Annotated in this window: 17 protein-coding genes; 6 read left to right on the top strand and 11 right to left on the bottom strand. The window is 36.1% G+C overall.

Annotation, left to right across the window (positions count from 1 at the left end; translation table 11 throughout):
- Positions 1-8 precede the first annotated feature (8 nt).
- The 3 genes from C1A40_RS03940 to C1A40_RS03930 are packed head-to-tail and all read right to left on the bottom strand — an operon-like array spanning position 9 to position 8421.
- On the bottom strand, positions 9-1430 hold the full coding sequence (locus C1A40_RS03940; protein WP_102994758.1) for a T9SS type A sorting domain-containing protein: 1422 nt from the start codon (positions 1428-1430) through the stop codon (positions 9-11).
- Positions 1427-1936, bottom strand: a complete 510-nt coding sequence (locus C1A40_RS03935) for a hypothetical protein (RefSeq protein ID WP_102994757.1) — start codon at positions 1934-1936, stop codon at positions 1427-1429. Before C1A40_RS03935 ends, C1A40_RS03940 begins: the two co-directional genes overlap by 4 nt.
- Entirely contained in the window at positions 1936-8421 is a 6486-nt protein-coding gene (locus tag C1A40_RS03930) for an alpha-2-macroglobulin family protein (RefSeq protein ID WP_102994756.1), read from the bottom strand. Before C1A40_RS03930 ends, C1A40_RS03935 begins: the two co-directional genes overlap by 1 nt.
- A 215-nt stretch (positions 8422-8636) precedes the next feature.
- Between C1A40_RS03930 and C1A40_RS03925 the strand changes: the two genes are divergently transcribed.
- Together C1A40_RS03925 and C1A40_RS03920 are read left to right on the top strand one after the other, a co-directional pair.
- On the top strand, positions 8637-9587 hold the full coding sequence (locus C1A40_RS03925) for a tetratricopeptide repeat protein (protein ID WP_102994755.1): 951 nt from the start codon (positions 8637-8639) through the stop codon (positions 9585-9587).
- 228 nt (positions 9588-9815) lie between these two features.
- The gene (locus tag C1A40_RS03920) at positions 9816-11171 is read left to right on the top strand and encodes a UDP-N-acetylmuramate--L-alanine ligase (protein WP_102994754.1); all 1356 of its coding nucleotides are present in this window, start codon (positions 9816-9818) and stop codon (positions 11169-11171) included.
- A gap of 210 nt (positions 11172-11381) precedes the next feature.
- On the opposite strand, the gene C1A40_RS03915 is transcribed toward C1A40_RS03920, so the two are convergent.
- The 3 genes from C1A40_RS03915 to C1A40_RS03905 all read right to left on the bottom strand — a co-directional run bounded on the left by C1A40_RS03915 (position 11382) and on the right by C1A40_RS03905 (position 16328).
- The gene (locus C1A40_RS03915) at positions 11382-14009 is read right to left on the bottom strand and encodes a mechanosensitive ion channel family protein (RefSeq protein WP_102994753.1); all 2628 of its coding nucleotides are present in this window, start codon (positions 14007-14009) and stop codon (positions 11382-11384) included.
- A 99-nt stretch (positions 14010-14108) separates the two neighbouring features.
- Positions 14109-14999, bottom strand: a complete 891-nt coding sequence (locus tag C1A40_RS03910; RefSeq protein WP_102994752.1) for a dienelactone hydrolase family protein — start codon at positions 14997-14999, stop codon at positions 14109-14111.
- A gap of 129 nt (positions 15000-15128) precedes the next feature.
- A complete protein-coding gene (locus C1A40_RS03905; protein ID WP_102994751.1) occupies positions 15129-16328 on the bottom strand; it encodes an IS4 family transposase in 1200 nt (399 codons plus the stop codon).
- Between the two features lie 176 nt (positions 16329-16504).
- On the opposite strand from C1A40_RS03905, the gene radC reads away from it, so the two are divergent.
- The 3 genes from radC (at position 16505) to C1A40_RS03890 (ending at position 19403) form a co-directional block, all read left to right on the top strand.
- Positions 16505-17203 carry a RadC family protein gene (gene radC, locus C1A40_RS03900; RefSeq protein ID WP_102994750.1) on the top strand — a complete coding sequence of 233 codons (699 nt, stop codon included), beginning with the start codon at positions 16505-16507 and terminating at the stop codon, positions 17201-17203.
- The gene (locus tag C1A40_RS03895; RefSeq protein WP_102994749.1) at positions 17203-18504 is read left to right on the top strand and encodes a polysaccharide deacetylase family protein; all 1302 of its coding nucleotides are present in this window, start codon (positions 17203-17205) and stop codon (positions 18502-18504) included. Before radC ends, C1A40_RS03895 begins: the two co-directional genes overlap by 1 nt.
- A 131-nt stretch (positions 18505-18635) precedes the next feature.
- Entirely contained in the window at positions 18636-19403 is a 768-nt protein-coding gene (locus C1A40_RS03890; RefSeq protein WP_102994748.1) for a hypothetical protein, read from the top strand.
- Positions 19404-19415: 12 nt separating this feature from the next.
- On the opposite strand, the gene C1A40_RS03885 is transcribed toward C1A40_RS03890, so the two are convergent.
- Positions 19416-20699 carry a replication-associated recombination protein A gene (locus C1A40_RS03885; RefSeq protein WP_102994747.1) on the bottom strand — a complete coding sequence of 428 codons (1284 nt, stop codon included), beginning with the start codon at positions 20697-20699 and terminating at the stop codon, positions 19416-19418.
- 132 nt (positions 20700-20831) lie between these two features.
- Between C1A40_RS03885 and C1A40_RS03880 the strand changes: the two genes are divergently transcribed.
- Complete coding sequence (locus C1A40_RS03880; protein WP_102994746.1) at positions 20832-21584, top strand: rhomboid family intramembrane serine protease; 753 nt, start codon at positions 20832-20834, stop codon at positions 21582-21584.
- 133 nt (positions 21585-21717) lie between these two features.
- On the opposite strand, the gene rlmB is transcribed toward C1A40_RS03880, so the two are convergent.
- The 4 genes from rlmB to C1A40_RS03860 form a co-directional block, all read right to left on the bottom strand.
- Positions 21718-22455: a 23S rRNA (guanosine(2251)-2'-O)-methyltransferase RlmB gene (gene rlmB, locus C1A40_RS03875; protein WP_102994745.1), complete on the bottom strand. Its 738-nt coding sequence runs from the start codon at positions 22453-22455 to the stop codon at positions 21718-21720.
- A 139-nt stretch (positions 22456-22594) separates the two neighbouring features.
- A complete protein-coding gene (locus tag C1A40_RS03870) occupies positions 22595-23110 on the bottom strand; it encodes a lipid-binding protein (RefSeq protein ID WP_102994744.1) in 516 nt (171 codons plus the stop codon).
- A 13-nt stretch (positions 23111-23123) separates the two neighbouring features.
- On the bottom strand, positions 23124-23864 hold the full coding sequence (locus C1A40_RS03865; RefSeq protein WP_102994743.1) for an immunoglobulin-like domain-containing protein: 741 nt from the start codon (positions 23862-23864) through the stop codon (positions 23124-23126).
- Between the two features lie 12 nt (positions 23865-23876).
- The gene (locus tag C1A40_RS03860; RefSeq protein ID WP_102994742.1) at positions 23877-25331 is read right to left on the bottom strand and encodes a SusD/RagB family nutrient-binding outer membrane lipoprotein; all 1455 of its coding nucleotides are present in this window, start codon (positions 25329-25331) and stop codon (positions 23877-23879) included.
- Positions 25332-25344: the final 13 nt, after the last annotated feature.

The following is a 25344-nucleotide window of genomic DNA, read 5'->3' as shown; positions in this document are numbered from 1 at the left end:
ATAGTGGTCTATTGTTTAATTAGTCGTTTGCTTGAAATTAAAACAGTACCAGAGTAGAACCGTGCTAAATAAAAGCCAGCATTTAAGAAGCTTAAATCTATTTTTTGATCTGTTAAATCGGATAAATATATGCTTTTAATTCGTTTACCATCCAAACTAACAAGGTCTAGTTTTAAGGGCTGTTGATTACTGTTTTCAAAGGTGATATTCAAATAATCACTAACAGGATTTGGATAAAATGAGAGGCTAAACTTTTGGGTATCACTTTCAATATCGGTTAAACCTAGAGTCTCGTAATTGATGGTCCATGTTACTGTGTAAGCATGTATTGTTTCATGGTTATCAACTTTTAGTAAGCTGGTGTCATCGGTAATAACTGTTGTTAGCGTGTTTATACCTTTTAGTAAGTCGGCTTCAGAAATGGAAATGGCATCCACGTTATTGGCTATGTTGTTGAGGTTTAAAGTCCAAGTGCTTTGTAGGGTATTCGGATTAGGTTTGGTCAAATCTAAACTAAATTCTAAAGGAAAATTTTCGACTTCTACCGTAGATTCATTTGGTGTATAGGCGTTAATCGGACTGGTGAGTTCATGAATTTTTTCAACAATACCTTCCTTACACACATGGCAAAATGGTTTGTCTACGCTTTCCATAATACAAGTCCCGCTATTAGGCTTATACCAATCTGTAGGAGTGCCTTTGTAATAGTGTTGGTGTATTCCAGCTTGGTTAGCGTTGTACCAGTTTTTCCAACGTATTTTGGTGGGGTCGGTCTCTTGGGTCATATTAATGCCTTCAGCAGCCAAATCATCGCCGGGATAATACTCATCAAAAAGCTTAAAAAGGGAATGTCCCATTTCATGCATGGATACGGCGGCGCCCCAGTAGCCTGAGTAGCTAACGGGAAAATCACCTCCACTGCCTCCATAATGAGGTGTGTTTACAAGAATTAAACCCTGATCGTAATTTGGGAAATTATCGGCTAGGACATTGATAATTTTAGTTTCGGTGTCGTTTGCAGAAGCGCCATCTATTTCATAATAGAGCAGGTAATGCTTGCCAAAAGAATCGAAAGTCGCATTAAAATAAGTGTCGACATATTTTACGGGGTGTAAAGGTTCGGAAATATCGGTAGCTGTTCCTGGGTGATCGGCACCACTTTCATTAGATGGTATTTTTAAAGCATAAACATTAAAATAGTTGCTGTATTCTTTAAAGGGACTCGTGTTGAATATTCTATTCGTAAAGGTTTTAGCGTCAGCAATAAATTTATCCAATTCGCCCGCTTGATATCCTTCACTTAAAACCACGATATTGATCCTCTTGTCATCATCACCTGAATTTTTAATCACTTCAATAGGAAAAGTTTGTGCGGTAATGCGACCTAAGGAAAACAAAATAGAAATGACAAGGATAAGTTGTTTTTTCATTCTAGTGTTATTTTTGTGCTTATCAGTTTTTCCGAAGTACTAAAGTTACTAATTGTAATGGTTTTAGTTTTACTTTTTAGAGCAATTCTTGTAGAGAATTTTGTTTTTTGAAGCTTAAATGATGTCGATTCCAAACTTCGGGACGGCGTTAAGGATTCTACGGTTTTTTTTAAAGGATTTTTAATCAAGCTACGGCCAATAAGTTTTGATTGGTTGTCGAACTGCGAACATATTAAATCTCCCTCAGATCCATTTTTTATGGCATAAGAACTGTTATTTTTTATTTGACCATCAACGATTTTCTGACTTACAAAACTCATGCTTCTTTCTCCCGAAGGAGCTTCAGATAAGATGTAAGTTAGAAAGATGATTTTAGAATGTCCTTCATCTTTAATAGGGACTTCATTGTTTTGCTTTTTTATGCCGCAAGCACATAAAAACAACAAAAGCGTGCCAATGGAAAATGTAATGATATGTCGTTTTTTGGCAAAACTATTCAAAATCATTATTCGATTTTAATTCTTAATCCATCACTATGACTGCTAAATTCTGGAGCATACATACTTTGTATGGTTGTGATGCCATTACTCATGTCGCCGGTGTTGTTAACACGTAAGTCATATTCAAAAACATACACCCCTTTTGGTAAATAGTCTATAAAGAAGTTGGTGCTGGCATCTTGAGTGCTTTCATAATAGCCTAACCCATCTTGTGTTTTGTATTTGGAAATCACATTCACAGGCTCTAAACCAGAAGCGCGCATGCCTTTCATATGAAGGAATTCTAGGTTTCTGTCACTTTTTAATTCAATGCGAACGCGCACTAAATCACCTACCTTGAGTTTGGTGTTCGTCGTGATTTCTGTGATTTCTTCTCCAAAATCGGTATTCTTTTTAAGGAATAGTTTTTTGTTTAATTGCAGCGAGGTTTCTGCTGATGTGATATGGTCTAAATCTTCAAAATACTGCCAATACAATCCTGCCCAAGCAATACCTTCACCCTTTTTAGTGAGCGTCACTTGTCCCATGTCAGGTGTGATTTCTGAGGCCTGCCAAGAGGTTTTAAAATAGCCGGTTCCTGCTTCAACTGTAATATCGTCTAATTTAGTCGGGTCGATAGTTTTATTGCCAATTTTCACATCAACCATATCGGTAACCGCTAGCCAATCGTTGCCTTGAAGTAGTAAGGCGTAAACGGCATCGGTCGTGGCTTTTGTGGTCTTCCATTGGTTGGTTTGCTTGTTTTTAAGTAACCAGATTTTTAAATTATCAATGGTGTTGGTGTCCTTTGTAATTTCTAAAAAGGCTTCTATTAAAAGGGCCTGCGTTTCAATGGGGGCTTGACTCCAATGCCAAGAACTTTTGTTTTCTTTCCAATACATGCCCATTTCATCGGAAGTGATACTGTTTTCTTCAAGCGAAGCCATAATCTTTTGGGCCGTTTTTACCTGGTTATTTCTGAAAGTAATTAAGGCCATTAAACCCTTTTGGTATAAAGGTTGATTTAGCCAGTGCTTTTCAATTTGGGATAAGTAATATGCTTGGGTCGCTTCAACTTTATCCGATGCTTTAATTTCAGGGAAGTAGCTTCGTAGGTATAAATAATGGAGTTGAATCGGATTTAAATGATCGTCTTCTAAATTAACTTTAGGGTTGTTTAGTTTTAGGTTTTCGTAAGTCTTTATAAACTCTGAATCTAAATATTTAAGGGCTTTTTCAAGCATTTCCGTAGGGTCTTCAGAAGTCACATTTAAGTGCTTTAGATGTGCGAAGCCCGAAATGATATGTTGGGTGATGAAACGGTTTTCACGACCGCCCTCAAACCAGGCCCAAGCGCCAGATTCTAATTGATTTTTTGATAACTTTTGAAGGTCCGATTGGCTTTCAGAAATCATTTTATTCAAATCAAATAATAGGGCCATACGTTTTTTTTGTTCAGTTTCACTCCGTGCGTCCAGTAACCAAGGCGTTTCCTGAAGGAGAATGGATTTTAAATCATCATTCTTTTCTAGGTTTGAAATTAAAACATCTTGATTTTTCCATTGTTCAAAAACAGCTTTAATTTTCGGATTCGCCTGCAACATAAAATGCCCCAAAGTATTGGCGTAGTATCGGCTAAACGTTTGTTCGTTACACTGGTAAGGATATTCCATTAAATAGGGTAGGGATTGAATCGCATACCAGGCAGGGTTTGAAGTAACTTCTAAAGTTAATTTGTGATTTTTCAAGGAGCTAGAGCTTGCCGCATGATTTTTTAGCTTGTCTAAACTGAAGGTTTTGGTATCGCTTTTAATCCACATAGGCAAGGTTTCTGTAACCAAAATGCGGTTAGAAAGTACGGGAAGCGTGTTTTGTTCGCCATCGCTAAACGTTGCCGATTTAGCAATTACTTTGTAATCTATAGCTTGAATGTTTTTAGGGATATTTAAGCGCCAAGAGACTTCGGTATTGCCATGCGCTTTGGTAGTAAAAGCTTTGCTGTTTATGGCATTTCCGAGGTTTACATTAATATCTGCTCCTGTAAGCGCATCACTAAGCATTAAAATAGCTTCGCCTGTAATTGATTTAACGGTAAGGTTTGAAATTTTAGAACTGATGGTAATTTGGTCGCCTTCACGTAAAAAACGAGGTGCATTTGGAGTAACCATTAATTCTTTTTGTGTCACCGTAGTTAAGGTTTTTGTTGCACTCTCCATATTTTTTGTATGGGCTAACAATTGCAGTTTCCACTGGGTTAAAGCTTCAGGTGTAGAAAAGCTAAAACTGAAGTTTCCGGATTTGTCGGTTTTTAACTGCGGAAAGAAAAAAGCGGTTTCCTTCAAGTTTTTCCTAATATCCACTTTCTGAATGTTTTTCAAACCTTGCTTAGTTTTAACTACCACCACACCATTTGAAGCCTGACTACCATAAATGGCGGTAGCTTCATTAGCTTTTATAATATTTACGGATATAATATCTTCCGGTGCAAGGTTGGTAATATCTTTTACAATTTTACCATCTACAACATAAAGTGGTTTATTGCTATTAGAAAAGCTGCTTTGGCCTCTAATAGATATAACAGCACCTGTGACATTTGAAACATCTGCTTCGTCATCTACACTGGTTATTTTACTAGCTGAATTTACTTCGGTTACTGGTGGTGATGCCGGAGCATATCCTAGAACAACCACTTCATCCAAATGATCATTGTTAGAGGTTAAATAGGTATGAAAAAAGTTTTTGCCTTTTATTTCAATGTCCTGAGTGTCAAACCCAATATAGCTAATTTCTAAAATATCCCCTTTATTGGCCTTTAATGAGAAGTTGCCATCAAAATTGGTCATTGTTCCCCTGCTGGTTCCTTTAATGATTACGTTTACAGCTGGAATAGGCGCCCCAGATTCGTCGTACACGGTGCCAGAAACAAAACCTTTTTTTACCGAGCTACTGTATTTAGATTCATGCTTAGAGCGTAACTGGTTTAGGTAACGTGCGTGAGCTTTATCATCATGCATGTCAAAGCCATACCAGTTGAATTTATCATATTCTTGTATGGGATATTTTGTGAGGTAATTGGGGTTATACACCTCAAAATTTTGGGTGCCAAAACTGTTATTGCCTCTTGTGTAAATTCGTGAGTAATAGGTAGGCTGATTAATGGGGTTGAAATCCCAAGTATGTGTTTTGAAAAGATCTAAAGAGGCATCGTACATGCTGGCTAATAATTCGGTGCTTACTTTTTCACCCTGTGGCCCTTTGATTTTAAACTGCCAAGTTTCATTAGACCCGGGCTGAATTTTATCTCTAAATGTTACGGTTTCAATATTTAATGTGGTACTAGGGTATGGTACCGAGATGTTATTTGTACCCGATATGAAACTATTAAAAACAGCAAAACTATAGTGCACAACAAAACCGTCCACATCATCTTTTGTAATGGGAATACTGATGGTTTTCTTGTTGTTATTCAGTTTTATAATTTCTGATTTAATAATCTTTTTATCTTTCTCGATACTTAAGGTTACAGAAACATTTTTAGCAGATGAAGCTACCGTGATAAGCGCCGCATCATTAACGTTGTAAGTGTTTTTGTTGGTTGTTATGCTAAATAATTGGTTGTCGGCTAAAGTTTTGTCGGTGTCGCTGTAAAGGGTTGTTTTTACTTCATCGGTTACAACTTGCCCGAATTTATCTTTGGTTTCTAGTGTAATCAAATATTGACCGGATTCCCAATGGTTTATTTGGCCTAACTCTAAACTAGTAGCATCATTGGTGTCGAAAGGCTTTTCGAAAACCAAAGCGCCTTTTTTCCATTGATTGGGGTCGTTGTCTTCGTTATAAGATTCATAAGGGAACAAGTTTCTAAAAGTGCCTTCAGGGATGTCTTGATAGTCTGGCGCAGGCCATGGGCGTGTTCTCAATACCGTGTTTGGCGCTTTCAGTTTGTAAATTTTTATGCTGCCTGTTGTTGGTACAAAACTACCGTTTAGGTTTTCGGTAACCAGATCGATATGGTGGTTTGCTTTAGTTTTATCTAATTCATTGGCTAGCCGCATGGTTGCTGTTAAGGCATGATATCCAGCTTTTACAGTGGTGGTTTGGCTATGGGTTTCACCATTAATGTCGGTAACATCGGCCGTGATTTCATAACTAAAAATTGGTAAGCTTTTAGGGGCCGTACTTTGGTCTGGATGGGCTTTAAATATAATGTTGAAATGTCCTGAAGCGTCTGTGGTACTCTCGCCATATGTTATCTCTTGACTCGAATAGGAGTTTTGGATAGGTTGATAAAAATAGAATCTCGGATATTCTACTTTACGTTGTACGCGGTACACCACTTTGGCATCGGAAATCTGACTTCCAGAAAAGGCCAAAGCTTGACCCTTCACCGTTATAGAATCGTTTACTCTAAAGGTTTCTGTAATCGGTTCAAAAGTCGTTTCAAACTTAGGACGCTTGTAAGCTTCAACAGAAAAAAATGCGGTAGAAGTGAGAGGCAACTTACCATCTTTCTCATCAATTCTAATAGAATACCTTCCCGTTAGTCCGTTATTTGGTAGGATAAACTCGCCCGAAACCGAGCCTAAATCATTGGTTGTTAACATCAATTTTCCCACTTCTTCTCTATTTACATTGTAAAGGGTAGCTCGAATTGGGGTATTTTCTAAAACTTGCGATTTTCCTCCATTCACTTGCATCGCAATCGCCTTAAAGTAAACGGTTTGTCCGGGACGGTAAATACTGCGATCGGTAAAAATAAAGGACTTATAAGTGGTATTTTCTTGGTCTTGTTGCGTGTATAGTTTGTTAAGGTAGTAGTCACCAAAATAGGCCGTGTCTTGGTCTTTAGTAACTTTTAGTTTGATGTTTCTTTGCCAGTTGTCGCCTTTTTTAATTTTAAATTCCCCTAAGTGATCCGTTTTATACAACTTTGTTTCAAGGTTTCTTGAATTGTTCGGGTAATACGATGCTTCTACTTGCGCATTTACAATAGGAGCACCATGATTTCGGTTTGTAATTTGGATGGTTTTATACGCTTGACTTTCAGTTTCTAGTACCGCCATATCGGTTACTTGAATGCGATTAAAAGCAAAGGTGTCTTCGTCTTTCTTCACTGTGGCAACCACTAAATAACTGCCGTTGTTTAGCTTAGGAATAATGATTTCCGTAGTATGGGTTTGGAAATCTTGTTCGTTTCTAAGCTTACTAATCCAAGTTTCAGTGGGTTCTAAATCTTTTAAAAAATGGACTTGCTGGTCTTTTCGGTATAAATCATTAAAAGTTTTGCTTTGCGCCTGGGTGAACTTGTAAATATTAAATTGTAAACGATCTAGATTTTTGTACGTAACAAGTAATCGTGAAGGTTTTTGAATAGGTATTACTTTTTCAGAAAGAATATCAAGTTGTAAGGTTTCAATTTGCGATTTTAAAACCACACATTTTTTTGCAGCTCTACTTTCTGGAAACCCCGTGATAATGGTGTTGCAAATATCTAAAGCTTCTTTGGCTTTCCATCTGTTTTTTTCGTTAGATTGTGGCTTATATTGCTTACTTTCTTCAAATAAAATGGAGGCGACTTCAAAACGATAAAGTGCTGTACTTTCTTGGTCGGTAATGGTATTACTCGCTTGCTGTAGTGCTTTTAATTTTAAAGCTTCTTTGTTGTTAAAAGTAGCATGGTTGTAAACAAAATTAATGCGTTCAATGTCTACATCACTCAGGGCTTGAAAATTGTGTTGTTCAAGATGAAATTTTATAAGCGATTGGTATATTTTTAAAGCATTATATTGTAACGACGTAGAATCTTTAGAGGCGATTTTTATTTCAGAAAACGTTTTGGCATCTGCTAAATATGCTTGGTCGTTCAGTTCAAATTTGTAGGACGGTTTGGTAATATGAGTTTCATCTGTTTTATAAAACTCTAAGGCATTATGGCTCAAAAAGTCATATAGAGTAGGCCTGTAGGTACTAGAATTACTCTTCTTAATAATGAGTGCATGATAATCATTTAAGGATTCCTGCTTTAGTAAATCTGCATGTCGTAAAGCGTTTTGATAATGCACATGAATTTCATTAAAAAGGGTTTGTAAATCCCAAGTTCTAAAATCTTCGTGATTTACTTTTTCAGAGGTTTTACTTCGTTTATAAATTTGATGTTTATGCTGGGTGTAATATTGCCAGTATAAATGGGCTAGAATATTTTCGAGAATATTTTTAGTCGGAGTTTCACTTTTGGTAATTTCAGATTTAAAAGCATTAATAATTTTAACTTGAGCCTCTTCCTCTAAAATCAGGTTGAATTTGCTTTCGTAGAGCAAAACTTTAATTAGTTGTTCGTGATTATCAGACTTTTTAGCCTTTTTTTCAATGCTTCGTAACGTTTTTAAAGCCGATTGTGGTAGGCCTTGTACCTCGAAAGCTTCAACTTTTGCCCATAAATCGGTGTAGGGGTTTTGAGCTTTAGAGAGGTGGGAAAAGAGAATAATTATGATTAATAATAGCGTATGCCTCATGTATACTGAATTTGTTTCAGAATGTATTTATTTTGTAGTTTAGTGGGGTCTCAAAAGCCGTTCCAAAATAAGGTTTTTGAAACAACGTTCGTTTAATCGCGTAAGTTAATGATTTTACCTAGAAATATTGGGGCTAATTCATCATATTTATTTTCGATGATTTCTGTGAATTTTAGAACGGATAAGCGATTACATTTGATTTAAAGCATGGAGATATGTCTAAAATTTTGATTTTCATTTTGTTGCCTATTATCAGTTTTTCTCAGGTGAATATAGCTGAGGTCGAGGTGTTATTTCAAAACAAGCAATATGAAAAAGCAGAAATGCTTTTGCTCAATTATTTAAAAAACGCCCCCAATAACATTCAAGCCAAAGCGCTTTTAGGAGATGCCTATGCCTATCAAAAACAATGGGATAAGGCCATTGATACCTATGAAAATGTGCTTGAAAAAGAAACAAAAAACGCACAGTATTTTTACAATTACGGGATGGTTTTAGGCATGCTGGCCATGGAAAATAAACTCAAAGCCATGATGTATGTAAACGATATAAAAATGGCTTTTATAACGGCTTCCGAATTAGATAAAACACACATTGATACGCGTTGGGCACTGGTTCATTTATACATGAAATTGCCTGGCATTGTAGGGGGAAGCATGACAAAAGCGCTTCAATATGCAGAGGAATTAGAGGAACTTTCAAAGGTAGACGGCTATCTTGCAAAGGGGTTTGTTTATGAATATGACGATGCTTTTCTTCAGGCTGAAACGTATTATAAAAAAGCAGTTCAAGTGGGCAGATCTAAAACCTGTTACTTGGCCTTGTTTAACCTCTATGAAGTCAATAATAAACCCGATAAAGCCATTGAAACTTTGGAAGAAGCACAGCAGAAACACCATCAAAATATATTTCAATATCAAATCGGAAAAGTGGCTGCAAAATTTCAAATTCAGCTTGAAAAAGGAAAGCGGAATTTAACGGCTTATCTTGAAAATTTTAAATCTGACGATGAAGCGCCAGAGTCATGGGCGCATTACCGATTGGCACAAATTTATCGTTATCAAAGTAACAAAAGTTTGGCCTTAAATCACATTCATTTAGGACTAAAAGCTTTGCCGAATCAGCCCGAATTTAAAGATGAAAAAAATGAGATTCTAGGCATGTGATATTTTGGTAGCCTGCTTGCCGACAGGCAGGCTACCAAAAGGGTCGTGCTTTTCGTTACTAGTTTTGGCTCGATGCAGCCGCTCGCCAAAAGCTGTCCACTTCAATCACTAGCGCAGACTCTTTGCTAAAGGTGTTACTGGATTTAAAGTATAATTCTATATTTTCAAAGGCTTTCATTCGCGATTTCAGCACGAAAAAACTATATTTGGAACATTCAAAATTACAGCATGAACGTACACTTTATAGCCATTGGTGGTGCAGCTATGCACAATCTGGCCATCGCACTGCATAACAAAGGATATCAGGTCACTGGGAGTGACGACACCATTTTCGAACCTTCTAAATCACGCTTAGAAGCCAAGGGCTTGTTGCCAGAAGCTTTTGGGTGGTATCCAGAAAAAATTAATAATGGTTTAGATGCTATAGTTTTAGGAATGCATGCCCATGCCGATAATCCAGAGCTACTTCAAGCACAGGAACTCGGACTAAAAATATACAGTTATCCAGAATTTTTATACGAGCAGTCCAAAAATAAAACGCGGGTTGTTATTGGAGGAAGTCATGGTAAAACAACAATTACTTCTATGATTTTGCATGTTATGCATTATCACGATCGCGATGTCGATTATATGGTTGGTGCCCAGTTGGAAGGTTTTGATGTGATGGTAAGGCTTACCGAAGAAAATGATTTTATCGTTTTAGAAGGTGATGAGTATTTAAGCTCGCCTATCGATAGACGTCCTAAATTTCATTTATACAAGCCTAATATTGCTTTATTAAGCGGTATTGCTTGGGATCATATTAATGTGTTTCCAACTTACGAGAATTACGTAGAACAGTTTAGTATTTTTGTGGATTCTATTGTAAATGGAGGAAGCATTAATTACAACGTGGAGGATCCTGAAGTAAAGCGTGTTGTTGAAGCAAGCAATAACCCCATTCGTAAAATACCGTACCATACACCCGATTATACGGTTCAAAACGGTGAAACCATTTTAGAAACTTCAGAAGGCGATTTGCCTATTGAAGTTTTTGGTAAGCATAATTTAAATAATCTTGCTGGGGCCAAATGGATATGCCAGCATATGGGTATTGATGAAGATGATTTTTACGAGGCTATCGCGACCTTTAAAGGGGCTAGCAAGCGTTTAGAAAAAATTGCCCAAGGACAAACCAGTGTCGCGTATAAGGATTTTGCACATTCACCTAGTAAAGTGGCCGCCACAACCCAAGCGGTTAAAGAGCAATATCAAGATAAGACTTTAATAGCTTGTTTAGAGCTTCACACTTATAGCAGTTTAAATGCTGAGTTTTTAAAAGAATATAAAGGTGCTTTAGATGCTGCCGATGTTCCTGTGGTTTTTTATTCGCCAGATGCTGTTGAAATAAAGAAATTACAAAAGGTAACTCACGAGCAAATTGCTCAAGCTTTTAATCGCGACGATTTAATTATTTATACCAACTCTGAAGATTTTAAAAACTTCCTGTTTACCCAAGATTTAGAAAATAAAGCTCTTCTTTTAATGAGTTCAGGGAACTACGGAGGTCTTAATTTTGAAGATGTTAAGACTTTGGTGAAGTAGTGGTGGTTGCAAATTTAAAATCAAAATATCAAAAAGAAAATAGCGAACAATATATATGAGGCGATAATTGCAGTGGTTGGCATTTAATGAAATATCCATGTTTAAGTGTTATAAAGGAATTAATGCCTCCAAAAACTCAAAAGAAAAAATATTGCCTTAACTTACCGCAGCAATTTTTTTGGAATATTAAAAGGAAAAGCAGCAACTTCACTATTTAACAGGTCCATCATCAATATTGCTACTATCGCTATCACCATTACTATTTGAGCCATCCGAATCGATATCAGATTTTGAAGGTTCGATAATAGGATGTTTCATATTTTTCTCTAATTCTTGTTCCTCGGTGACGTTTAGAGTTTCTGTAGTCATTTGAGTGGCTTTTAATTGAAAGGATTCTGGGGTGTTTTTAATGTGAAGATCACGTTGTGGGAACGGAATTTCAACGCCTTCTTCTTTAAAACGGTTGTAAATAGCAATAGAGATATCACTTTTAGCTTGCAAGCCCAATTCGTAATGCACCCAAAAAAGCAGTCGGAAGTTTAAAGAGCTATCACCGAAATCGTTAAATAAGGCACGTGGTCCGGGATCTTTTAAAATGTAATCATAACTTTTAGCAACTTCGGTTAGGATTTTTAAAATTTCATTAGGATCAGAATCATAAGTCGTGCCTATTAAAACTTCAATACGTTTGGTGTTGTTGGAGAGTGTCCAGTTTATTAAATCGTTAGAAATTAAATTGTTGTTAGGAACCACCACTTCCGATCCATCAAAAGTACTAATGTTCGATGCACGAATACCGATACGGGAAACGGTTCCTAATAGGTTATTTACTTCAATGGTGTCACCAGGTAAAATAGGCCGTTCAAAAACCAAAATTAAACCTGAAATAAAGTTAGAAACAATATTTTGTAAACCAAAACCGATACCTACACCTAAGGCTCCAGCCATGAGGTTAAATTTACTTAAATCTATACCTAAAGCCGACAAGGCTAAAACGGTTCCAAATCCAATTATAAAATAACGAATGACCAAGGAAATTGCCGCAGGAATACCTTTAGGTAGTTTTAAAAATCTTAGGATACCATCGTCATCATTTATTAAAAAAGACACAAATTTGGTAAGGGTAAAAGAAGCGAAAAGTATAAAGGCAAAACTAACAACAGCCCCTAAAGTAAAAGTGAGATTACCTATTTTATAGGGCTCTGAAAGTATGTCGCCTAAAAATGTGAAAATAGGTCGAAGTAAATCAATCATGCCTAAAAAGAATATGCCCCAGAGTACATATGCAGTAATTCGTATGCGGTTTAATGCCTTGTTCTCAATTTGCTTTCTTTTAAAGGCACTATAGGTGTGCTTTACTGTAAAATGACGATGAATAACGCTAATGGCTATGCCGCTAATAATTAATGTTATGGCGTAAAAGACCATCGTTATAATACCACCTTGAGTACTAATTTTAAGAGTGATATCTGTTAAGTTTGTATAACCTAAGATGTTTGAAATAATGGAGATAATACTTAAAAGATATACCACAGGAACCAATTGAAAAAGCAGTTTGCCTAGTCCTTTGTCTAAAGATTTTAATGTTTTAAGATATGGAGATGTAAAACGATAGAGGATAAAAATGACCACTGCAGACTCACCAAGTATATACAGTCTGTATCCTAAAGAGGAATACCATAAATAAGATTTAGTGGTGTTTAGGATAAAGAAAAGGACAACATAATATAATATTTTCTTGTACTTATCCGCCATGATAGGCCTTATTATTGGTATGGCGATTATTAGTGTAAAAAGGGTGATACAATCACTTGCTAATTTGGGTAGGTTGTTGAAAAAAATCTCACAAAAGATTAGCGATAAAAACCATACACAAAGCATGTCTTTTTTAAGAATGAGGTCTTTGGCAATAATTATTCTTTCGTCTTTATCTTCATATGGATATTTTAAAAAGCCCCTTTTGAAATATATAAATAGTACAGCGAAAAAACCTGTAAAAAGAAGAAACAAGAAGAAGCTATTTATGTAGCCATTGTCTATATTAGGAATTGTAGTTGATTCTTTTTCTAAATCATCAATTTGTTCCTGTATTTCTAGATCTTTTGTAGATTGTTTAAACGAGGTTTTCCAAATAGGCTGATGTCTCAAATAGAACAAATCGTAAACTTCGGAGTTTTTTAAATTCAATAAGTCGTTTCTAACATCCTCCACAAGGTTAGTTTGCTCACTTAATTTGGTCTCTAATTTTAAGTAGTAATTATTGTTATCTATAATAGTTTCTTTAGTGCTTTCAACAGCTTCTAAGGTTTTTTTAATCCCATTTAAAACCTCTTCGGGTGCCTCTTTTTCTACAGCATTTTTATAACTTAATCTCCAAACCACCGTCCTGTTTAGGATGTCCTCAATTAGAATAGAATTACGCTCTGCTTCATCTTTAATGGTCCCCATCCATTTTGATAAGTAAGACAGATAATCGCCCCAGGTGAGCATGGTGTTGTTTGCTTTCTGACTATTGGGATTAGCTTTTATAAAATGTTTGGTGCGCATGCTTTCTACTTCAAGAAACTTGGAGTATATAGGAAGAAGCGAATCAATTTTTTGAATACTCTCAGGGATTTTAATTTTCCTTTGAATGTTTTTTATATCGTAATTCGTTTCTTCTATGCGTTGTACAATATTAATTAAAGGGATGGCCTCTGGTTGTACCTTTATAGAATCTATTATCTTTTTATTTGCTTGTTCTTTTTTTGGAATGATTCCCTGAGCGCATATTGTTTCGCCTCTAAAAAGCAAGAAGAAACAAAATAATAGGACTGATAAAAAATACTTAGGTGTCATTTTTTTAGGCTGAATTTGTCATACAAATATACTGTTTTGTATGGTGGTTTAAAGGTTTTAAGGCTTTTGAAAATAAGGGGTAAGCGTTTGAATTACGAATTAAACTAGGTGTTTTTTAAAAAAATTAATGGTTCTTGTCCATGCTAGTTTTGCTGCAGTTTCATCATATCTAGGTGTGGTGTTATTGTGAAAACCATGATTGGCTCCTGGATAAATATAAGCTTCATAGGTTTTGTTGTATTTTTTTAATGCGGATTCATAGTCTGGCCAGCCAGCATTTACCCGGGTATCTAATTCGCCAAACTGAAGCATTAACGGTGCTTTAATTCTAGATGTTTCTTCGGCTGTGGGTTGCCCGCCATAAAAAGGAACCGCAGCACCTAAAGTCGGAATTTTAACAGCCATCATATTAGAAATCCAGCCTCCAAAACAAAACCCAACTACGCCAACATGACCGTTACAAGCCTCGTGAGATTTTAAATGATTGTATGCTGCGATAAAATCTTCTAACATCTCATTTTTATCTCGTTTACGTTGTAAGGCTCTCCCGTCGTCGTCATTTCCAGGGTAGCCACCTAGAGGTGTTAGGGCATCTGGCGCTAGGGAGATAAAACCCTCTAAAGCCGTGCGGCGTCCTACATCTTCTATATACGGATTTAATCCGCGATTTTCATGAACAACGATAACGCCAGGTAACTTTGTATCGACGTCTTTAGGTTTAGAAAGTAGGCCTTTTATAGCTCCACCACCTTGAGGCGAATTGTAATGAATGTAATCAGAATCCAAAGCCAAAGCAGGATCATTATCAACCAAGACACTGTCTTTATAATTTGGAGAAATAAAGCTTAAAAGCGAAGGCAAAGTAAGGCCGCCAATAGCGAATAAAGAGAGCTTTTCAACAAATTGGCGTCGGTCTATTTTATTGTGGGCATAATCATCGTATAAGTCGTAAACCTCTTGACTGATATCTTCTTTTTTAATGGGCTTCATAAGTGTAATGGTTTTTAATCATGTATATAAAGAATTATTGTTGTCCGATAAAAAACAGAATTAGCTAAAAAAGCTTTGGTGTTGGCCTTTTTTATTGATCGCACTCTTTATTTTGAAAACAGAACCTCCTTATGGGTCAAAAAGGCTTAATTGCCCAATGTTTTTGGTTGTAATCTCTTCCCAATTAGCTTCTGGGTTTTTCAGGAATTTGAACAAATCGATATATGTCATCAAATGGTATCGTATGACGGACATCATATTGGAATAAGCCCAGTTTCTTTGGGTTTTTCTTTGGATCACAAGCATAATGAGCTGGATTATCAAACTGACCCAGATTTGTATTTCGATGGCATTTTGATTGTCTCCCAAAAAATACTTTAGCGGAAAGTTCTGTTTAAGCCGCTTGAACATCGTCTCAATCTGCCACCTATTTTTATAGATGTCGGCTATTTTGTCTGCATCAAGATCATAATTATTAGTGATGAACTCATAAACTTTTTGGTGCTTTTCGTGCCAAAAAGCGATTCTCCTCAGGGAAAAAGCATTGCCGTTTTTGTCCGTAAGCCCTATTTTTTCGTCCTTTAAGACAGCATCGTCCACTTTATTGGAGATATCAAACTCTTCAAGGCTTGTATAGCGAGCATTGTCCTTTTGCCGAGTCACAAAGTAAACATCTTCCAGTGTCCATTTTTGGTATTGCTCATAATCCACATACCCTTTGTCAAAAACCACATAAGAGCCCTTCTTGAGTTCCAGGTCTTTTAAAAAGGTGTGGTCGTGCGTGGCCGCGCTTGAAAACTTAATCAGACAAGGAACGTCTTCCATGGCGTTTATCATAGTATGCATCTTGATACCTCCTTTCTTTTTGCCGTTGAGCGGGTTCCTTCCTACACCTTTAAGAATGTCACTAAATAGGGGGATGGTCGAGGAATCAACGATTTTAAGGTTCTTCACTGCAGGTTCTAAGGGTCTGCTGTCCGATAAAAAGCGATGGTAACGTTTGTAGAGTAAATGATAAATATCGGCAAATACTTCAGAGCTTCTTCTCCTGTTAGCATCTGACAAGGTACTGCGTTTTGGAAAGTCCGTGAGTCCTAGATGGTTGATCTTTCCCTCGCAGGCAAGCATAATACTGGAAACCTCACGAAGTGAGCTACAGCCACTGATCACGGTAAATACCATAGTGGCCAAATGCTCATAGGTGGTAAACTTTTTGGTATAGCGATCGCTGTTGTGCTTTTTGGCTGTCCGATGAACATCTTTGGGCAAAATGAAATTTAATACCTGTTTGATTATGGGTTGTCCGCTAAAGTTTTTACTTTTATTCATATCTTGGATGTGTGATAACTTCAAGATACAAAATAAGCGGGAAATCCTATCTTGGAAATCCCGCTTTTTAAATCTTTTATCGGACACTAATGATAAAGAATTAAAAAGCTTCTGTGTTTTGAAATTTAAAATTATCCATTGTTGATTTATAAATTTACAATTTTTATATTTATCAGATGCAAGAAAAACCAGTCTCCTTTTCCATAAAACATTGGAGCCAAGACGATCAGCCTCGAGAAAAACTTCTATATAAAGGAAAAACAGCTTTAAGTGATGCCGAGTTAGTCGCTATTTTAATAGGTTCAGGAAACCGAGATGAAAGTGCCGTGGCTTTGTGTAAACGTATTTTAGCTAGTACAAATAACAATTTAAGTGCGTTAGGCCGGTTATCAATTAAGCAACTTATGGCATTTAAGGGGATTGGTGAAGCAAAAGCGATTACCATTTTAGCCGCCTTAGAATTAGGCAGGCGACGTCGGGGAGAAGAAGCTTTAGAGCGTTATAAAATTAGTTCTAGCCGCTCGGTATTTGAATACATGCAGCCTGTTATTGGCGAACTTAATCATGAGGAATTTTGGATAATCTATCTAAACAATTCAAACAAAGTACTGCAAAAAAATCAGCTGAGTAAAGGTGGTATTACGGGTACTTTAGTGGATGTGCGTTTGGTTTTAAAAACAGCTTTAGAAGTAGGAGCAACAGGTTTAATTTTAGCGCATAACCATCCGTCGGGAACTCTTAGGCCAAGTGAAGCCGATAAGCAAATTACTCAAAAATTAAAAATCGCAGCTCAAAATCTCGATATTCAGGTTTTAGATCATTTAATCATAACAGAAGCGTCGTATTTTAGCTTTGCAGATGAAAGTTTGTTGTAATGTTACTCGTATATACTCATAACATATCGCCCCGATTAAACTATATATTTAAGCATATATGCACAAGAATATTGGGTTTTGAGGTCAAGTTTACCACTAAGATTGAAGCTTTTATTGCCCACGATAGTTTAAAAATGTCCTATACAAAACAGGCGCTTGGGAATGAGTTTTTTGTAAAATGTCATGATATTTTATTTGAACAAGGCTTGGGTGATATCGATATAAATATTCAGAAATGGGATAATACCAAGTGTTTTTTCTTTAATGGAGATAAAAGTGCCATTCCCTTTGATATTTTTTCGGCTTCATTTTACATGCTATCGCGTTATGAAGAATATTTACCGCATGTTAAAGATGCATTTGGTCGCTTTACAGCCGAAGAAAGTTTGGCCTATAAATCGGGTTTTTTACATCAACCCGTGGTTGATATTTGGGCCTATAAATTTAAAGCGGCCTTACAAGCGCAGTTTCCAGATTTTAAGTTTCCAGATAAAAATTATTCCGTAAAGCCTATTATTGATGTTCCAAGTCCTTATAAATATAAACTTAAAGGACTGTTGCGAACTTTTGGTGGTGTTCTATCCGATTTGTCTAAATTAAGAATTGTAAGTCTTTATGATAGGTTTGGAGTTTTACTTCGATTTAAGCACGACCCCCATGATACTTTTAAGTATTTGTTAAACCGACAAAAAAACACACGGTTTAAGTTTTTATTCTTTTTTTTAATAGGCGAATTGTCTACCTATGATAAAGGGATAAGCCCAAATAAAAAACATTTTGTCTCACTTATAAAGCATGTTGCAGATTATTGTCAAGTGGGATTAAAAATTTCTTTTTTTGCTTTAGAGGATGAAAAACGCCTGAAACGAGAAAAAGAAAAAATGGAAGATGTATTAAACACCAATTTAATTGCCTCCCGACAATCGCATTCCAAGTTGAATTTACCCGAAACCTATAGGTATTTAATTTCATTAGAAATTAAAGAAGATTACACTATGGGGTATCCTAACCATATTGGCTTTAGAGCAGGCTCTTGTACGCCTTTTTTATTCTATGATTTAGATTATGAAGTGCAAACACCGTTAAAAATTATTCCTTATCAACTTATGGATGTAGCACTTTTAAAACAATGGTCCTTATTAGATAAAAAGAAGGTGCTAAATGAGCTTATAAGCAGTATAAAAGCGGTAAATGGAGAGTTTGTTCCTGTGTTTCATAATTATACCTTTTCGGAAGACAAAGAATGGGATGGCTTTAAAGAGTTGTTCAGTCTTATTTTAGATTCTGTAGATGAAAGTTAATACCGGAGGTTGCTCAGTTTTAAACCAGTAAAAACAATAGATTTTAAGAGTTTTGTAACGTTTCTTTTGGGATGCCACATCATGGAAAATTGTATCTTTACAGCTCCTGTTTAACTAATAAGTAGAAAAAAATGAAGTTGAAATTATTATCCATATGTTTAGCGTTGTTTTCGGTATCGGTTGCGATCGCACAGAAAAACTTGAACACTTATAAATATGTTATTGTACCTAGTAAGTATGAGTTTTTAAATGAACCCGATTTATATCAACTTAATTCTTTAACGGCCTTTTTATTTGAAAAATATGGTTTTACACCCGTTATGGAAAATAGTGAGTTTCCTCAGGATTTGGTAGATAATGGTTGTATAGCCTTAAAATCTAATGTGTTAAAAAATTCGGGAATGTTCACAACCAAATTATCGGTTGTTCTTCAAAATTGCTCTGGTCAAACGGTATTTACATCTAAAGAAGGGCGAAGTCGTGAAAAAGAGTATAAAACGGCATATAATCTAGCACTAAGAGATGCTTTCACTTCGTTTGAAGACCTTAACTATAAGTATGATGGCACAGTGGCAGCTACACCGTTAGTTTTATCTGTCCCAGCAGTTAATGCTAAAACTGTTTCTACTATTCCGGCTACCCCATTGGTCCCTGCTACCCCTGTAAATTCAGAGGCTAAAACAGCCAACGGTATCCTTTACGCTCAAGAAACAACAAATGGTTATCAACTTGTGGATAATACTCCAAAAGTGGTTTATAAATTACAAAAAACCAATGCTAAAGATGTGTTTTTAGTGCAGGGTAAAAGTGCCACAGTTTACAAAAAAGATAACCAATGGGTTTTGGAATATTATGAGGGTGATGTACTAAAACAACAAGTGCTTAATATCAAGTTTTAGTAGGTATAAAGGTTAGTAGTTATACTTGTCTTTCCAACGATTTTTTAAAAATTCACGATGGGCCTGCTCTCTAGAATTATTGCCAGGGTCGTATAGTTTCGTGTTTTTTATGGCGTTAGGCAGGAATTCTTGAGAGGCAAAATTGTTTTCATAGTTATGGGCATATTTGTAATCTTCGCTATAACCTAATTCTTTCATGAGTTTTGTAGGGGCATTTCTTAAGTCTAGAGGTACACTTAAATCGCCTGTTTGTTTTACTAATTGTTGCGCTTTACCTATGGCAGCGTAAGCAGCATTGCTTTTTGGAGAACAGGCTAAATATGTGGCACACTGACTTAAAATAATTCGAGATTCGGGGAAACCTATTGTTGAAACAGCTTGGAACGTGTTATTAGCGATAACTAATGCCGTTGGATTGGCATTTCCAATATCTTCGCTAGCGGCAATAAGTAAACGACGGGCTATAAATTTAACATCTTCACCGCCTTCAATCATGCGCGCTAACCAGTAAACAGCAGCATTAGGGTCGCTACCACGAATGGATTTTATAAATGCAGAAATAATATCGTAATGTTGTTCACCTGTTTTATCGTATCGAACCGTATTGTTTTGTATGCGTTGTAAAACTGCTTCGTCGGTAATTTCTATGACATCCGAATCATAGGAGTTTACTAGAAGTTCGAAAATATTAAGCAATTTCCTGCCATCACCACCAGAAAGTTTTAAAAGCGCACTGGTTTCTTTTAACTTAATCTTTTTCTTTGATAGGAATACATCGTTTTTAATAGCACGATTTAGTAGTGTTTCTAAATCTTTTTTATCAAAGGCATTAAGAATATAAACTTGGCATCGCGATAAAAGGGCAGAAATGACTTCAAAGCTAGGGTTCTCGGTAGTGGCACCTATAAGGGTAATCCATCCTTTTTCAACGGCTTGCAACAAAGAGTCCTGCTGTGATTTGCTGAAGCGATGAATTTCATCAATAAACAAAATGGGGTTTTTAACCGTAAAGAGTCCGCCGCTATTTTTAGCTTTATCTATAACCTCACGAATGTCTTTAACGCCAGAATTTATGGCACTTAGGGTGTAAAAAGGTCTGCCAGATTCGGTTGCAATAATATTAGCAAGTGTGGTTTTGCCAGTTCCTGGAGGGCCCCAAAAAATCATAGAAGGAATTAAACCTTGCTTAATATGTTGTGTTAACGAACCCGTTTCGCCCACAAGGTGTGTCTGACTTACATAGTCATCAAGTGTTTTTGGACGTAGGCGTTCTGCTAAAGGCTCATTTGCATTCATGTTGTAAAATTAAAACATTTATCATGCAATGTTTAGGAATGAAAGAAACATTTTTTAACGATTGTAACGAAGGATAACATGCCAATTTAACATATGATAGAATTTGGATAACATTTTGCTATATTTATTCCGATGAAGCAAAAGGAATCATTTCAATTTACAACTGGGGTCATAGCATACCCATTACTTTTTATTCTACTTATTTGGTTGGTATTTTGGTTTGAAGTGCGCTTTGGGTATCATTTTAATAAATTTGGCCTTTACCCACAAACTATAAAAGGCTTGCGGGGTATCTTGTTTGGTCCTTTTATCCATGGTGATATCGAGCATATATATCATAATACGGTTCCGCTGTTTGTGCTTTCGGCTGCCTTGTTTTATTTCTACCGCCCCATAGCCTGGAAAATTTTAGCTTATGGCATTTTATTATCTGGATTTTTAACTTGGTGTATTGGTAGACCTTCTTATCATATTGGGGCAAGCGGACTCATTTATGTTTTAGTGAGTTTTCTGTTTTTTAAAGGGATTTTTGCTAAATATTACAGACTAGTTGCTTTGTCGTTAGCAGTAATTTTTCTTTACGGAAGTATGGTTTGGTATACTTTGCCAATTAAAGAAGGGATATCTTGGGAGGGACACTTGTCGGGATTACTTTGCGGATTGTTTTTTGCTCTTGTTTTTAAAAAACAGATTAAACAACCAATAAAGTATGTTTGGGAAGCAGAAGACTATAATGAAGCCGATGACCCTTTCTTAAAACATTTTGATGAAAATGGAAATTTTATCGAAAGTATTGAGGCCGATGATGAGGTTCAAGATGTCAAAAATGAAAATCCTGTAACCTATAATTATATTTATAAAAGTGAAAAGGGGGAAAATAGTTAGAAGTGAATAGTTAGAAGTGAAAAGACTCTTTTAAACCCTTAGATTAAAATTAGAATTTATACTTTTTAAGAGCCAAGAGCCAAGAAAAATTTAACTGAAATTTAAAAATGTATTTTTATTTTCCAACAACCAACTAATCACGTCGCTGTCTAAGTGCTTCATATAAAAAAGCCCCACAAGCTACCGAAACATTTAAAGATTCTATCTCACCTAGTAAAGGTAGTTTAGCTTTAGCATCGGATACTTTTATGATGGAAGGGTTAATTCCGCGACCTTCCGATCCCATAACAATAGCGCAGGGTTCTTTAAAAGACACATCATATAAGGTGTCGTTTGTTTTTTCGGTGGCAGCAATCACTTTTATTCCGGATGCTTGCATAAAAAATAGCGCATCTTTAATATGGTCTACTTTGCAAATTGGGACTTTAAAAACGGCTCCAGCACTCGTTTTTATAGTGTCGCCATTTACGGGAGCACCACCTTTTTTCTGAATAATAATGCCATCCACTCCAGTACATTCGGCAGTTCTTATAATGGCACCAAAGTTTCTAACATCGCTAAGTTGATCTAAAAGTAGAAATAATGGTGTTTTACCAGATTCCATAACATTTAAAACCAAAGTCTCCATATCATGAAAGGCAATAGGGGATATTTGAGCTACAGCACCTTGATGGTTTCCTTTTGATAATTTATTCAGTTTTTCAATAGGGACATAGGACTTGTTAATGGATTTTTTATTCACCAAAGTCTCTAATTCTGAAAATAAATCGCCTTGTAATCCTTTTTGAAGAAAAACTTTGTCTATAGTTTGATTGGCGTTAATAGCCTCAATGATAGCGCGAATACCGAATATTTGTGTTTGATTTTCCATTGGTGTAAAGGTATGAAAGAAAATACATTGCATCCTAAATTTGGTACCATCTTTTCACTAGTAATACCTCTAAACAAAAAAACCGATTTACAATTATGTAAATCGGTTTTTAAAATTAATTAAAGATTATTTTACTTAACTAGTTTGAATAATGAGGATTTTCATCTTCAGCAAATCCAGTTCTTTTATGACCTTTAAATTTGTATACTGTTCCTGGATCCCAATCAAATTCTGCTTCAAAAGAGATTTCGTCAACCATTGTATTACTGTTAGTTTTGTAGGTTGCTTTGGTGATTACGCCATTGCTAACTGTTACAGTACCTCCGGTTATTAGTTCATCGGCGTTATCTTCACCTTCGAACGTCATAGCGTCTAAATCTGTGTCTACTTGAGTTTTAATTTCCATCCAGTGTCCATGATCATCTACCCACATCATACCGTTGTTTGCAGCGGTATTATATGTTGAGAATTGCTCGTAGTCACCTCCGTAGGCTGGAGTTACTCCATCTGGTTGCAAAGCAATGATCCACCAGTCTCCAGACATTTTTTCAACAGAGCTCCCACCTACATTTATATCTTCTACTTCATCGCAAGAAGTTAAGCTTAAAGAAACCATTAATATTAGGGCTCCAATAATTGATTTATATATTTTCATATTCTTAATTTTTTTAAAATTGAACTTGTTTTAACTGTACTTTAAATGTTCCATTTCCAAAGTTTCCATTTCCTTGAAATGAAATTACTTTAGCAGCAGCATCTACTTTAAAGTCAATTATATCAACTGTGTTCCCCCAAATAGGAAATACAGCTTGGCTAACAGAGAAGTTGTTACTTGGGATATCGTTAGCCGTAATGATAGCGCCTCTAGCTGCATATCCAGGACCGTAACCTCTTCCCATATCGTAATAACCACCGATAGCATGTGTTATTTCGTAGGTGTTTGCTCCTGTTTTGCTAATAATAACATATTTTAAATCATTTGTTGTAGGTGCAAAATCAGGTGCTCTTTGTACGTCGGCTGTATATAGGCCTTCGATACTATTTACTAAATCACCAGTATTAGCAACCCAAACAACTCTTGAATTCGTACCAGTAAATCCATCTGAATTTTCTGCTGCATATGTTACTAAATATTGGTCAGGAGTGTTTGTGTCAACACCATCAGCACCGTTATAGGTACCATTGGAGAAAGAGGTTTGAGTCTCAATGACATCACTACCAACCATAGAAACAGCGCCCTCATCGGTATAAGTATCGCCTTGTGATACTAGAACTACGGGATCACCTGTTAGCGTAATAATAGGGTAGGTCGTAATTTCTGAAATGTCCCCAGTACTATCTGTAGTACAAGAAGCCAATGCCCCAGAAATAAAAATCATCAGTATATATAAATATTGTATTCTTTTCATTTTGTTATTTTTTTAGTTTATGTCATACCAAACGTTATCCGTAACTGCTGATGCCGCTGGTGCATTAGGATTACGTTGTCTTTCTTCTTGAGGGAAAACTAAACGCTTCGGGAATTTTCCGCCTGTTTTTCCTTCTATAGAATAAGAGAATTGTCCTGGTACATATGCAGGGTCAACTTGTGGTACTGAAGAAATTTTAGGATATCCAGTTCTGTTTTGTTCGAAGAAAGATTCGTAACCGTTTCCAGGGAAAGAAGCAACCCATTTTTGAGTAATTACGGCTTCAATATTTTCTTCCATACTACCGTTAGGGAAAGCGTATGCACCAGCCAACATGGTTGTGCCGTCTAAGTCCCAGTTATCAAAAGCTGCCATTACACCTTCGTTGTATACAGCTTCTGCGCCACTTCCTCCTTTATAACGAATTAAAGCTTCAGCATGTAAGAATTTAGATTCTGCCAATGTCATGAAATAAACTGCTGTAGTTGGGTTTAAAATTACTACAGAAGCTGTTGAAGAACCTTGGTCGAAATTACCTTGATCTTGGAAGGTTGTACCATCATAAAATAAATCTAATCTTGGGTCCAAATTAGTATCTAAAAAGCTGCCCATTGTTGTGCTTGCTCTTAGATTTGTTCCAACATTTAATTGTCTTCTATCTGTTTCAAATAAAGGATTACTTTTACTAGCTTCATCTGCAAAGTAGTTGCTTGCAATACCGGCATTCATGGTTAGAAATTGAGCGCCAGAATTTAGTAATTGATTAATTCCTGCAGCTGCAACGCTTGGTCTAGCTTCTGATTGTCTCATGTACAATTTTAAAAGCATGCTATTCGCAAACTGTGTCCATTTGTCCATATCACCTTGAAATAAGAAATCGGTGCTTCCAGGTACGTTGTCTATAGGTGATAGTGCTAGATTTTTACTTAAAGCTTCTTTTAAATCAGCGACCATTAAATCATAAACTTCTTCTCCTGTTTCAAACTTAGGAGTTAGAATTGATGTGTCATTAGCTTCAGAGTAAGGAATAGAACCGTAAGTATCAACTAGTAGTTGCGAAGCATACACTTCAAGTGTAGTAGCAATTAAGTAATAGTTCCAGTTTTCGTTTTCACTAGCAATGCGTTTAATGTTTCTAACATCTGTAAGAGCATCATACATAGATGACCATGCTCTGTTCGTAATCGTGCTTGATGCAGGAATAGTATAGTCATCAATTAATATATATTGATTCGCTACAGCGCTTTGTGTCCAAAATTGACTCCAAAACCCACCTACAATGGCCATATAAGAACCAGATGAAGCAGCAATTCCTGTAATAGCAGCAGGAAGTTGAGAGTTCATTGGTACTTGATCTGGAGATAAAGAATCGGGATCTCTATTGATGTCTAAACTCGTTGTACAAGAAGATAACATAAGTAGTCCTGCAACGATAAGACTTGATATTTTAATATATGTGTTTTTCATTTTAATTTAATAT

The organism is Tamlana carrageenivorans, from assembly GCF_002893765.1.
GTDB lineage: Bacteria > Bacteroidota > Bacteroidia > Flavobacteriales > Flavobacteriaceae > Pseudotamlana > Pseudotamlana carrageenivorans.
Note: the sequence above shows the minus strand (reverse complement) of the source record. Positions and strands in the feature narration are given on the sequence as shown.

What these genes read in the sequence shown, in the direction of transcription:
- C1A40_RS03905 (WP_102994751.1), bottom strand. Translation starts at nt 16,328, where the DNA reads ATGAATAAAAGTAAAAACTTTAGCGGACAACCCATAATCAAACAGGTA.
- C1A40_RS03925 (WP_102994755.1), top strand. Translation starts at nt 8,637, where the DNA reads ATGTCTAAAATTTTGATTTTCATTTTGTTGCCTATTATCAGTTTTTCT.
- C1A40_RS03940 (WP_102994758.1), bottom strand. Translation starts at nt 1,430, where the DNA reads ATGAAAAAACAACTTATCCTTGTCATTTCTATTTTGTTTTCCTTAGGT.
- C1A40_RS03885 (WP_102994747.1), bottom strand. Translation starts at nt 20,699, where the DNA reads ATGAATGCAAATGAGCCTTTAGCAGAACGCCTACGTCCAAAAACACTT.
- C1A40_RS03865 (WP_102994743.1), bottom strand. Translation starts at nt 23,864, where the DNA reads ATGAAAAGAATACAATATTTATATATACTGATGATTTTTATTTCTGGG.
- C1A40_RS03895 (WP_102994749.1), top strand. Translation starts at nt 17,203, where the DNA reads ATGTTACTCGTATATACTCATAACATATCGCCCCGATTAAACTATATA.
- C1A40_RS03890 (WP_102994748.1), top strand. Translation starts at nt 18,636, where the DNA reads ATGAAGTTGAAATTATTATCCATATGTTTAGCGTTGTTTTCGGTATCG.
- radC (WP_102994750.1), top strand. Translation starts at nt 16,505, where the DNA reads ATGCAAGAAAAACCAGTCTCCTTTTCCATAAAACATTGGAGCCAAGAC.
- C1A40_RS03920 (WP_102994754.1), top strand. Translation starts at nt 9,816, where the DNA reads ATGAACGTACACTTTATAGCCATTGGTGGTGCAGCTATGCACAATCTG.
- C1A40_RS03935 (WP_102994757.1), bottom strand. Translation starts at nt 1,936, where the DNA reads ATGATTTTGAATAGTTTTGCCAAAAAACGACATATCATTACATTTTCC.
- C1A40_RS03930 (WP_102994756.1), bottom strand. Translation starts at nt 8,421, where the DNA reads ATGAGGCATACGCTATTATTAATCATAATTATTCTCTTTTCCCACCTC.
- C1A40_RS03870 (WP_102994744.1), bottom strand. Translation starts at nt 23,110, where the DNA reads ATGAAAATATATAAATCAATTATTGGAGCCCTAATATTAATGGTTTCT.
- C1A40_RS03910 (WP_102994752.1), bottom strand. Translation starts at nt 14,999, where the DNA reads ATGAAGCCCATTAAAAAAGAAGATATCAGTCAAGAGGTTTACGACTTA.
- C1A40_RS03915 (WP_102994753.1), bottom strand. Translation starts at nt 14,009, where the DNA reads ATGACACCTAAGTATTTTTTATCAGTCCTATTATTTTGTTTCTTCTTG.
- rlmB (WP_102994745.1), bottom strand. Translation starts at nt 22,455, where the DNA reads ATGGAAAATCAAACACAAATATTCGGTATTCGCGCTATCATTGAGGCT.
- C1A40_RS03860 (WP_102994742.1), bottom strand. Translation starts at nt 25,331, where the DNA reads ATGAAAAACACATATATTAAAATATCAAGTCTTATCGTTGCAGGACTA.
- C1A40_RS03880 (WP_102994746.1), top strand. Translation starts at nt 20,832, where the DNA reads ATGAAGCAAAAGGAATCATTTCAATTTACAACTGGGGTCATAGCATAC.